This window comes from Mesorhizobium sp. B2-3-7, from assembly GCF_006442695.1.
Lineage (GTDB): Bacteria > Pseudomonadota > Alphaproteobacteria > Rhizobiales > Rhizobiaceae > Mesorhizobium.
The window spans coordinates 759668-770274 of the sequence record NZ_VFVV01000001.1 but is presented as its reverse complement, the minus strand read 5'-3'; the positions used below and the strand labels follow the sequence as shown (position 1 = coordinate 770274).

Genomic DNA, 10607 nt, shown 5'->3' with positions numbered 1-10607 from the left:
TCACCCCGCACCGCCCGCCTCCTCACTCCCCGTGCCGCGCGCTTGGCTTTCTTCGCGCCGGTCAGCTCGTGCATGGCGTCGAGCTGCATCTGCTGCATCTCGGCCAGGCGGGTCCATTGGCGCGAGATGAGGTAATCGAGTTTTTCGTGCAGATGGCGCACTTCGAGCTCGGCCTTGAGGTTGACGCGGTAATCGTTGAAGGAGCGCAGGCGGTCTTTCACCTCCTGGCGCTTCTGGCTCATCATGATGATGGGTGCCTGGATGGCGGCGATGCAGGAGAGCAGCAGGTTGAGCAGGATGAAGGGGTAGGGATCGAAGGCGCGGTTCAAGCCCTCGAACAGGTTGATGGCGATCCACACCAGGAGCACGCCGGCGAACGAGATCAGGAACCACCAGCTGCCGCCGAAGGCCGCCATGTTGTCGGAGACGCGGTCGGCGAACGAGCGGTGCTCCTCGAACTCCTCTTCCGAGTTTTCCGAAATCGTGTCCTGCCTGGCGATCGATTCCACCACCTGGCGGTCGAGCTCGGAGAATTCGCCGTGCTCCTGCTGGAGCAGCTCCTCCATGTAGCGCATGCGGTAGCGGCCGAGCTCCTCGCGGCTGATGCGGGCGCCATGCGGCAGGTCGGGATGGTCGGAGCGGATGCGGTCGGCCAGGCTCGGGCGCAGATCGTCGATGCGCACCAGGTCGCGCTTGCGGAATTTGCGGCCCGAGATCGCCGACGGTCTTTTCTTGGGCTTGGCCCGCGAAGCGCCGGGCAAGGCCGGCTCGGAGTCCGGCACCTCCGGCGTGTCGAAATGCTCGTCCGAAGCCCCGTGCAGGTCCTCCCCCGTGGTCGGCGCCTCGAAATATTCGCCGCCGCTGTCATTGTCCGCCTGCTGCTCGGACGCCTTGGGGAGGGTGCTCATGATGCGGGCTCCTGCTGTGGTGGAAGACGATAGACCGATGCGGCGATGCTTAGCCAGCATCGCGGCGATTTGGCATGCCTATGCCACGCCTTGCGGACGATTGCGTGACAGGAAGGGGCAGCGGGCCGCCTTTCGGGGCTCGCCTGGTCGAGAGACATTCGAGGTTGGCGGCGGCTCCATGAAATCGTCATCAACCCCCTGGGGAACCATAACGGGGGCGAAGCTCCGTCGCGGAGCCTGGATCCATTCCATGACATTGGCCTCAGTGGAGCAGAATTGCGAACCGTTGCGGCGCTTGCCGAGTCGCGGCATGGATCCTCGCGCCGCGTCGCTACGCTCCTTGCTCCGCCCGTGGATGACGAAGTGATTGGCCGGCGCCTGGGCGACGGCACAAAAAACCCGCCTTGCGGCGGGTGGCTGGCGCAAATCAGCACCATAGCGAGAATAGTAGCACAGTTGCCTTCACCCTGTCAAGAAAAAATTCCTATCGGGTCAAGTCGACGCCATCGCCCGCTTTCGAGCGACTGCGCCGCCCCTTCACTGTCCTGCCGGACATCTCTCCCCGTAGAACGGGGAGAGGGGCTGTTATCGCCGGTTTCGCCCATCACCAACGCTGCAAAAGGGTGCCGAGGTTGCGGTCAGCCTCTTCTCCCCGTCACTATACGGGGAGAAGTGCCCGGCAGGGCGATGAGGGGCGGCACTGACTTCGATAGTTGAGCAAGCTGGTCCGAAGCGAGGCAGCCCCGAAGCTCGCCCGCTCACTGCTGTTCGGCGTACATCACCCTGGTCGGGGCGTCGGCAACCGCCGGCGATAGGTTGCGCTGGATCAGCGCCTCGACATGGTCGTTGCGCTGGCGGGCGCTGTCGGCGCCCATCACCACCACGATCAGTTGGCGGCCGTCGGCTTCGTAGGAGGTGACGATGTTGAAGCCGGAGGCCCTGATATAGCCGGTCTTGATGCCGTTCACGCCGCGCACGCGGCCGAGCATGTCGTTGTGGCCGCGCACCAGCCGGCCGCGGAACATGAAGTCGCTCTCGGAAAAATAGTGGAAATGCTGGGGGAAGCGCTGGTGCAGCGCCATGCCGAGCACCGCCATGTCGCGCGCGCTGGTGACCTGGCCGTCGTCGGGCAGGCCCGAGGCGTTGCGGAAAATGGTGCTGGTCATGCCAAGCTGGCGCGCCTTCGACGTCATCATGGCGGCGAACTCGTCCTCCGAGCCGCCGAGATATTCGCCCACCGCCACCGCCACGTCATTGGCCGACTTGACGACGATGGCGCGGATGGCGGAATCGACGTCGATCGTTTCCCCGCGCCGGAAGCGCATCTTGGTCGGCGGCTGCGAGGCGGCGTGGTCGGAGACCGGGATCTGCGTTTCCTTGGAGACGCGGCCGCTCTCCATCGCCTCGAACAGGAGGTAGAGCGTCATCATCTTGGTCAGCGAGGCCGGATAACGCGGCGCCCTCGAATTGACCTCGAACAGCTGCTTGCCGCTCCTGATATCGACGACGATGGCGGCGTATTTCTGCGGCGGCGCCGGCACGGCGAGCACAGAGTCCGGCGGTGTCGTGGTCGAGCAGCCCGCAGCCATCAGCAACAGGCCAAGGGCGACGAAAAGTCTCTGGACGAGCGGAAGGCGACGCAAGGGGGACAAGGACAGGTCTGTTCTGGCTGGGCTGTTGCTGAGATGCGGCGAAGCTAACGTAACCCGCCGGCTGCGTCCATTTGGTTAATAGCGGTAGCCCCAGCTTTGTCTGCTTTCGCAAGCTTGCGTTCCAAGGTGATGCAAAATGCCGGTCGCGACGCTTGCGCAACCGGTGGCGAACGGTTCTTGTTGCGCCTTCGGGATTCGATGAGAGCGCTATGGATACGGTCACCCTCAAGGCACGCGGCATTTCGGTTTCGCTGGACACCACGGTCGGCCATGTCGCCGACATGGTGATCGAGAATGGCGGGCGCCAATTGCGGCCGCTGCACCGCGCGCCCTGGGTCGGCGCGCCACGCGACACGCTGCCGGCCGACTTGCCCGAGGGCACGGTGCGACTGTCCGGCGATTTCCTGTGCGCGCCGTTTTCGCGCAGCGACGTCGAGGAAGCGCCGCTGCATGGCTGGCCGGCCAACAGCGCCTGGGACGTCACCCAGAGCAGCGCCGTGGACGGCGGCTGGCGAGCCGTTTTCCGGCTGCGCCGCAAGGTCATGGGCGCGACCGTCGACAAGATCCTGACGCTGCGCGACGGCCATGCCTTCCTTTATCAGGAACATGTGTTTTCCGGCGGCCACGGCGCGATCTCGGTCGCCCATCATCCGATGACGGCGATGACGGATGGCGGTCGGCTGGCCTTTTCGCCAAAACGCTTCGCGGCCTCGCCCGCCGATCCGCTGGAGCCCGATCCCAAGCGCGGCCGCTTCCTGCTCGCCTATCCCGGGCGCAGCAGCGATCTCGGCCATTTTCCCGCCGCCGACGGCGGCACGCTCGACCTGACGGATTACCGCATGGATGACTGGCGCGAGGATTTTGTCACGCTGGTCGAGGCCGATCATGGCGGGCCGGGCTGGACGGCCCTGGCGCGCCGGGCCGAGGACGACTTAATTCTGGTGCTGAAGAACCCGGCGGAGCTGCCGGTCACCATGCTGTGGTTCAGCAATGGCGGCCGCGACTACGCGCCCTGGAGCGGCCGGCATCTGGGCGTGCTCGGCATCGAGGACGGGCGCACGGCGATAGGCCATGCCGCCTCGATCGGCGACAACTGGCTGACGCGCGAAGGCGTGGCGACGGCGTTCGCGCTCGGCGAAGGCGCCAGCGTCTCCTTCCGCCATGTCATCGGCGCACTGCCGCTGGCGGGCGGTGAACCGCCGCAAGAGGTCACCACGGCGGAGGGCCGCATGCGGCTGGCGGGCGGAGGCTCGGCGCGGGAGGTGCCGTTCGACAGCGGTTTCCTGCGCATCGGGCAGGCTGCGGCTGGTTGAGTGGATGCTTCGAACGTCGGCTTTTCGACACTTGACCACCGCACCTTACCCAAAATGCCGGTTTGAAATTTCCGCCGAGTGCGGCCAGAATAACGGTCGCTCCAACCATCAGGGGCAAGCGAGGCCGCCATGTCCGAAATCGCCCATCTCGCGGCCACCATCTTCAAGCGCGCCGGCAAGGCAAAGCGCTTCGTCGTCGCCATTGCCGGGCCCCCGGGGGCCGGCAAGTCGACATTGTCGGCGAGCCTGCACGATCTGTTGCCGGAAGGCGCCGTGGAGGTCGTGCCGATGGACGGCTTCCACTATGACGACGTCGTCCTCAACCGGCGCGGGCTGCGCACGCGAAAGGGGGCGCCGGATACGTTCGACTTCGGCGGCTTCGAGACGCTTCTGAAGCGCATCCGGGCGGGAGAGCCCGACATCGCCATCCCGGTGTTCGACCGCACCATGGAACTGTCGCGCGCCGCGGCCGCGATCATCGGCGCGGAGACCAAATTCATCCTGGTCGAGGGCAATTATCTGCTGCTCGACGAGGAGCCGTGGTCGCGGCTGGCGCCACTGTTCGATTTCTCCATCTTCGTCGAGGTGCCGCGCAACGAACTCGAGCGCCGGCTGATGGAGCGCTGGCACGAACATGGCCGCTCCGAGGAGGATGCGCGCGCCTGGATCGCCTCCAACGACATGCCCAACATCGAACGCGTGCTGGCGCGGCGCCGGGCGGCCGACCTGGTGATTGGTTAACCTGCTTAATTGTCGGTATTTTTCGACGGGAACCTTAAGGGGTTTCGCACCGTTATGGCGGGGAACCGATTGTCCTGCGTAAGGGGATTTTGCAATGGCAACCAAGGCAAGAAAACCCGCGACCGCCAAGACCAGGACGACGAAGACGACGCAGGCGAAAGCCGGCGCTGGTCCGGCGATCGCCGAACGTTCGAAGGACGCCAAGCCCAGCTTCGGCAAGGCCGCACCTCGGAAAGTCGCGGCCGCGGCCGCAAAGCCGGCCAGCGCGCGCAAGCCGGCGCCAGACAAATCCGGCGCCGTTCGCACGGTGGCGAGCGTTGCAGCCGGCGCGGTGGTGGCAACAGCGCGCGGCGCCGCGTCGCTGGCGGCTTCCGTGATGGGCAAAGGCGGCTCGAAAGCCAAGGCGAAATAGCCGAGCCTACGACATTCCGCCGCCCAGGGCGCGGGAGCTTTCAGCCCTTTGCCGGAATGGTCAGGCCCTTCTGCACCGCCGGCCGCGCCAGGCTGCGCTCCAGCCATGCCGCCAGGCTGACGAAATCATCGAAGCCGACGAGGTCGCGCGCCTCATAGAAGCCGATCAGGTTGCGCACCCAGCCGATGAGCGAGATGTCGGCGATGGTGTAGTCATTGTCCATGATCCATCTGCGACCCTTCAGCCTGCCGTCGAGAACGCCGAGCAGGCGGCGCGATTCATCGCGGTAGCGCTCCAGCGGCCGCTTGTCGGCGATCTCGCGGCCGGCGAATTTGTGGAAAAAGCCGACCTGGCCGAAGATCGGGCCGACGGCCGCCATCTGGAAGAACACCCACTGGATCGTCTCGTAGCGCCGCGCCGCGTCCGCCGGGACGAGCAGGCCGGTCTTGTCGGCGAGGTAGAGCAGGATGGCGCCGGACTCGAACAGGCCGATCGGCTTGCCGTCGGGACCGTTCGGATCGATGATCGCCGGTATCTTGCCGTTGGGATTGAGCGACAGGAATTCCGGCGTCCAGCTTTCGTTTTTGCCGATGTCCACATAGTGCGGCTCGTAGGCCAGGCCGATCTCTTCCAGGGCGATCGATATCTTCACCCCATTCGGGGTCGTCGCCGAATAGAGCTGGATCCGGTCCGGGTGCCTAGCCGGCCAGCGGGCGGTGATTGGATAGGCGGACAGGTCGGCCATCGAGAACTCCTGGGCGGGGATTTAGCACCGAGCGGCGCGGTCTGGGTGAGGTCGGCAAAGAATTAGGCGCAGGCCCAGGGATGATCAATGCGGCGGCAGACGTTTGGCCGTGCACGCATAGTCAACAAATCGAATGATGCCGGCATCGGGAGCCGGCAGATTGACCTGCCGGGGCAGAACACGATCGCCGGGATCAGATCGCCTTGAACGCCAGCACCGCATTGGTACCGCCGAAGGCGAAGCCGTTGCTGATGGCGGCGCGCACCTTGCGCTCGCGCGCGACGTTCGGCGTCACGTCGAGATCGCAATCGGGGTCGGCCTCGCGGAAATTCGCCGTGGGCGGCACCACGCCCTCTCGGATCGCCATCACGCAGGCGATCATCTCCAGCCCGCCCGAGGCGCCAAGGCAATGGGCATGCATCGACTTGGTCGAGGAGACGGAAAGCGAGCGCGCGTGCTCGCCGAAGACGCGCTTGATCGCGGCGGTCTCGATCTGGTCATTGGCCTTGGTGCCGGTGCCGTGCGCATTGAGGTAGTCGATGTCCTCGGGATTCAACCCGGCGTCCGCCAGGCAGAAACGCATCGCCGCTTCCGGCCCTTCTATGGTCGGCGCAACGATGTCGGAGGCATCGGCCGAGAGGCCGGCGCCGACGATTTCGGCGAGGATGTTTGCGCCGCGCGCCACCGCATGATCGTAGCTTTCCAGAACCGCCATGCCGGCGCCTTCGCCCAGCACCAGGCCCTGACGATCGGCCGAAAACGGCCGGCAGGTATCGGGCGACAGCACGCGCAGCGCCTCCCACCCCTTCAGCACGCCCCAGACCAGCGGTGCCTCGGTGCCGCCGGCGACCATGACGTCGGCGCGGCCGAGCCTGATCTGGTCGACCGCCGATGCGATGGCATGGTTGGCCGACGAGCAGGCCGAAGTGACGCCGAACACCGGTCCACGCAGGCCAAGATGCATGCTGACCTGGCCGGCGGCGGCGCCCGGCATGACCTTCGGCACCGTGAAGATGCCGGCGCGATTCTTGCCCTCGATCAGGATGGCGCGGTAGTTCTCCTCGACCGTCTCGAAGCCGCAGACGCCGATGCCGATAACGGCGCCCATGCGGTAGGTATTGTCCGCATGGGGGGCCAAGCCGGACTGCTGTAAGGCTTCGCGGGCGGCAATCACCGCCAACAGGCTGAAACGGTCCATCGACACCAGCTGCTTGCGCTCTATGCCATGGTCGGGCAGCGCCTTGATCTCGCAGCCGATCTTGACCTTCAAATCGTGCAGGAACGGGTTATCGATGGGGCCGATCGCCGAGCGGCCGGCGCGCATCTCGGTCCAGATCGCCGGCACGTCGGTGCCAAGCCCGCACAAACCGCCGATGCCGGTAATGACGACGCGCTTGTGCATCCGGTCAGGCTTTTTTCGCGATCAGCGCGCGAACGGCCTCGACCATGTCGCCAACATTCTTCAGGTTGCTCCAGGCATCGACCGTGTTCATCTCGATTTCGATGCCATACTGCTCCTCGAGATCGAAGATGATCTCGGTCAGTTCCAGCGAATGGATGCCGAGCGCCGTCAATTCGGTGCTGGTGGTGATCTCCTCGCCGCCCGGCTCGGCATGAGCCTTGATCTTTTCGATGATTTCGGTCGCCAGTTGGTCAGCCATTCGGTTTCTTCCCCACTTTGTCGTTTCCCGACGCCAACTGAACAGCGCCTTTTTGTCCTCGATATCAGGCCGCGACCGTCGCCTTGGACCCCCGCCAGGCGTCGCATGAGCGTACCAAGGTGGCTCCCTCTATAGAAACGGAAACGCCATCAAGCAACAAGCTATATATCGACAAAACCGCCGCGGTGCTTAACCTGACGGCGTGGATACGATCGAACATACCGGATTTTCGGCCCCGCCGGCGCAGCGGGCGGCCGGACTGGCGCAGCTCGCCTGCGCCAGTCAAGACGGCCGCACACGGCTGCGCCGCCTCTATCAGGACGGTTCCGCCAAGATAAGGATGCCGGCCGTTTCCGGCGGCCCGCTGGAAGCCGTGCTGATCAACACCGCGGGCGGGCTGACCGGAGGCGACCGCCTCGGCTGGGAGATCGACGTCGGCGCGCATGCCAGCGCCACGATAACGACGCAGGCCTGCGAGAAAATCTATCGCGCCGCTTCCGACCGGGCCGAAGTCAGCGTCCGGCTAACGGTCGGCGAAAACGGCCGCGTCGCCTGGCTGCCGCAGGAGACCATCGTTTTCGACCGATCGGCCTTTGCCCGCACGCTCGACCTTGATCTTGCCGCCGGCGCCGAGGCGCTGGTGCTGGAAGCCACCGTCTTCGGCCGGACGGCGATGGGCGAACGCGCGGTCCAGGGCGGCTTTCACGACCGCTGGCGCGTCCGCCGGGGCGGGGCTCTCATCCATGCCGAGGATTTCCGCATCGGGCCCGACATCGCCGCGACCCTGGCGCGCCCACCGATTGCCGGCGGCGCCGTCGCCATGGCGACGGTGCTATTGATCTCGCCGCGGGCGGAAGCGCTTCTCGATCCGGTTCGGGAGATCATCGGCGGCCAGGGCGGCGCCAGCACCTGGAGCGTGCAGGAATCTGGCAAGCTTCTTGCGAGGCTGTATGCCGGCGACGGCTACCGGCTGCGCCAGCATCTGGTTCCGCTCGTCGGCTTGCTCAACGGAAAGGCGGGGCTGCCCAAAATATGGTCACTGTGATCGTGTCCGCATCATTTCAGGGAAACGCATGAACCTGACGCCGAGGGAAAAGGACAAGCTGCTGATAGCCATGGCGGCGGTCGTGGCGCGTAAGCGTCTGGAGCGCGGGGTCAAGCTCAATCATCCGGAGGCGATCGCGCTGATCACCGACTTCGTCGTCGAAGGCGCCCGCGACGGCCGTCCCGTCGCCGAGCTGATGGAAGCCGGCGCCTACGTCGTCAGCCGCGCCCAGGTGATGGAAGGCATCGCCGAGATGATCCATGACGTGCAGGTGGAAGCGACGTTCCCCGACGGCACCAAGCTGGTGACCGTGCATGAGCCGATACGGTGAGGAGACAGATATGCTTGAGCTGCGCCCGAACTGCGAATGCTGCGACAAGGACCTGCCGCCGGAAGCGACGGATGCGCTAATCTGCACCTTCGAATGCACCTTCTGCGCCGATTGCGTGGAAGACGTGCTCGGCGGCGTCTGCCCCAATTGCGGCGGCAATTTTTCGGCACGGCCGATCCGTCCGGCGGCAATGCTGAAGAAACATCCGGCGTCGACCAAGCGCGTCCTCAAAGCCGAGGGCTGTGGCCCGCGCGAGGCCGCGTGAACGCCAGACGATCCTGATAGGCCAGACGATCCCGATAGGAAAGACGCACCGATGATCTCAGCACAGATGAAACGCACAGCCCTCTCGGCGACCCTGCTCATGGCAGCCGCCATGCCCGCCTACGCCCATGTCGGGGCCGGCACGACCTCCTCCCTCGCGGCCGGCTTCATGCATCCGCTCTCCGGCCTCGACCACATGACGGTGATGGTCGCGGTCGGCCTGTGGGCGGCACAGAAAGGCGGCAAGGCGGTGTGGGCATGGCCGGCGGCCTTTGTGGGCGTCATGCTGGCCGGTGGCGCGCTCGGCATGCTGCATGTGCCGCTGCCCTTCGTCGAGCCGGGCATATTGGCGTCGGTGGTGGCGCTCGGATTGTTCGTGGCGCTGGCCGTCGATCTTCCTGTCACGGCCGGCGTCGCCATCATCGGCGCGTACGCGCTGTTTCATGGCCACGCCCATGGCACCGAAGTGCCGGAAAATGCCGCAGGGCTTGAATATATGGCCGGCTTTGCCGTCGCCACGACGCTGCTGCACGCCGTCGGCATCGCCGCCGGGCTTGGCCTCGGCAGGCGATTTCGCGTGCTCGTGCGGGCCGCGGGTGCCGCCTGCACGGCGATAGGGCTCGGCCTCGTCTTCGGCGCCGTGTGACGAACGATGATCCCAGGTGAAATCATTCCCGCCGACGGCGACATCGACCTGAACAAAGGCCTGCCGACGGTTACGCTCAAAGTGGCCAACAGCGGCGACCGGCCAATCCAGGTCGGCAGCCACTATCATTTCTTCGAGACCAATGAGGGCTTGAAATTCGACCGCGAACAGGCGCGCGGCATGCGCCTCGACATCGCCGCCGGCACCGCCATGCGCTTCGAGCCCGGACAGGAGCGCGACGTTACGCTGGTGCCGCTGGGCGGCAAGCGCGAGGTCTATGGCTTTCAGCAGAAGGTGATGGGCAGGCTGTGAGGCCGAGGGCGTCTCATGCGCGGCGTGCAAAGAGGGCAAAGGGCTTTCGGGCCAGCACGAAAGCGAGTTGTGCCCTCGGCTCAATCGGACGGCTTGGCCGCCGCATAGATGACGATCTTTCCGGGGTCGTCGAATTCCACGGCGAGAACGTCCTGCGCAAGCACGCGTCGCGAGTCGATGGCGTTGAACAGCAGCGCGTTGGCCTCGATCTCCTTGCGCAGCTCCGCAATGTCGTCCTGATGCTGCTTGACCTTGGTTTCGATCGCCGGCGGCGGACCGCCTTCGGTGCGCGCGGCATCGGTCAGGAACACGATGTCGACCTTGTCGAGCTTGGAGGTCTTGCGCACCGTGCCGATGTTTTCACGCGTCCGGTCGATCGCCCTGGCAACTTTGCCCGCTTCGGCATCGCTCCTGGTTTCTTCCTGCTTGACGTCCGAGCCGATGATCCGATTGACGGTCTCGGGACTTTCGAGTCCTTGTGCGTGAAGGGAGGCTCCGGGGCTGCCCGCCGCCAGGAATGCCATGGAGGCGAAGGCATAGAGCCGTCTCTTGCCGGGGTTGGTCGCCATCGCTCGCT

Annotated in this window: 14 protein-coding genes; 8 read left to right on the top strand and 6 right to left on the bottom strand. The window is 65.5% G+C overall.

The window, feature by feature from the left end; all coding sequences use genetic code 11:
- Together FJ940_RS03900 and FJ940_RS03895 are read right to left on the bottom strand one after the other, a co-directional pair.
- A partial coding sequence (locus FJ940_RS03900; RefSeq protein WP_140655368.1) for a DUF1003 domain-containing protein occupies positions 1-908 on the bottom strand: 908 nt, incomplete at its 3' end.
- Positions 909-1666: 758 nt separating this feature from the next.
- Positions 1667-2497 carry a D-alanyl-D-alanine carboxypeptidase family protein gene (locus tag FJ940_RS03895; protein WP_224704518.1) on the bottom strand — a complete coding sequence of 277 codons (831 nt, stop codon included), beginning with the start codon at positions 2495-2497 and terminating at the stop codon, positions 1667-1669.
- 272 nt (positions 2498-2769) lie between these two features.
- On the opposite strand from FJ940_RS03895, the gene FJ940_RS03890 reads away from it, so the two are divergent.
- The 3 genes from FJ940_RS03890 to FJ940_RS03880 all read left to right on the top strand — a co-directional run bounded on the left by FJ940_RS03890 (position 2770) and on the right by FJ940_RS03880 (position 5026).
- Entirely contained in the window at positions 2770-3873 is a 1104-nt protein-coding gene (locus FJ940_RS03890) for a hypothetical protein (RefSeq protein WP_140655362.1), read from the top strand.
- A gap of 129 nt (positions 3874-4002) precedes the next feature.
- Positions 4003-4614, top strand: a complete 612-nt coding sequence (locus FJ940_RS03885; protein ID WP_140655359.1) for a nucleoside triphosphate hydrolase — start codon at positions 4003-4005, stop codon at positions 4612-4614.
- A 94-nt stretch (positions 4615-4708) separates the two neighbouring features.
- Complete coding sequence (locus FJ940_RS03880) at positions 4709-5026, top strand: hypothetical protein (RefSeq protein WP_140655356.1); 318 nt, start codon at positions 4709-4711, stop codon at positions 5024-5026.
- 40 nt (positions 5027-5066) lie between these two features.
- Here FJ940_RS03880 and FJ940_RS03875 read toward each other — a convergent pair whose 3' ends face one another.
- From FJ940_RS03875 to FJ940_RS03865, 3 genes are all read right to left on the bottom strand, one after another.
- Positions 5067-5771: a glutathione S-transferase N-terminal domain-containing protein gene (locus tag FJ940_RS03875; RefSeq protein WP_140655353.1), complete on the bottom strand. Its 705-nt coding sequence runs from the start codon at positions 5769-5771 to the stop codon at positions 5067-5069.
- A 193-nt stretch (positions 5772-5964) separates the two neighbouring features.
- Positions 5965-7173 (bottom strand): beta-ketoacyl-[acyl-carrier-protein] synthase family protein, encoded by a 1209-nt coding sequence (locus FJ940_RS03870; protein ID WP_140655350.1) that lies wholly within the window; start codon positions 7171-7173, stop codon positions 5965-5967.
- A gap of 4 nt (positions 7174-7177) precedes the next feature.
- Positions 7178-7432 carry an acyl carrier protein gene (locus FJ940_RS03865; RefSeq protein ID WP_140491308.1) on the bottom strand — a complete coding sequence of 85 codons (255 nt, stop codon included), beginning with the start codon at positions 7430-7432 and terminating at the stop codon, positions 7178-7180.
- 202 nt (positions 7433-7634) lie between these two features.
- On the opposite strand from FJ940_RS03865, the gene FJ940_RS03860 reads away from it, so the two are divergent.
- The 5 genes from FJ940_RS03860 to FJ940_RS03840 are packed head-to-tail and all read left to right on the top strand — an operon-like array spanning position 7635 to position 10030.
- Positions 7635-8477, top strand: a complete 843-nt coding sequence (locus FJ940_RS03860; protein WP_140655347.1) for an urease accessory protein UreD — start codon at positions 7635-7637, stop codon at positions 8475-8477.
- A gap of 28 nt (positions 8478-8505) precedes the next feature.
- Positions 8506-8808 carry an urease subunit gamma gene (locus FJ940_RS03855; RefSeq protein WP_140655344.1) on the top strand — a complete coding sequence of 101 codons (303 nt, stop codon included), beginning with the start codon at positions 8506-8508 and terminating at the stop codon, positions 8806-8808.
- A gap of 10 nt (positions 8809-8818) precedes the next feature.
- Positions 8819-9073 carry a DUF1272 domain-containing protein gene (locus FJ940_RS03850; protein WP_140655341.1) on the top strand — a complete coding sequence of 85 codons (255 nt, stop codon included), beginning with the start codon at positions 8819-8821 and terminating at the stop codon, positions 9071-9073.
- A gap of 51 nt (positions 9074-9124) precedes the next feature.
- A complete protein-coding gene (locus tag FJ940_RS03845; protein ID WP_140655338.1) occupies positions 9125-9718 on the top strand; it encodes a HupE/UreJ family protein in 594 nt (197 codons plus the stop codon).
- A gap of 6 nt (positions 9719-9724) precedes the next feature.
- A complete protein-coding gene (locus FJ940_RS03840; protein WP_140491317.1) occupies positions 9725-10030 on the top strand; it encodes an urease subunit beta in 306 nt (101 codons plus the stop codon).
- Between the two features lie 80 nt (positions 10031-10110).
- Here FJ940_RS03840 and FJ940_RS03835 read toward each other — a convergent pair whose 3' ends face one another.
- Complete coding sequence (locus FJ940_RS03835; protein ID WP_140514393.1) at positions 10111-10599, bottom strand: hypothetical protein; 489 nt, start codon at positions 10597-10599, stop codon at positions 10111-10113.
- Positions 10600-10607 lie beyond the last annotated feature (8 nt).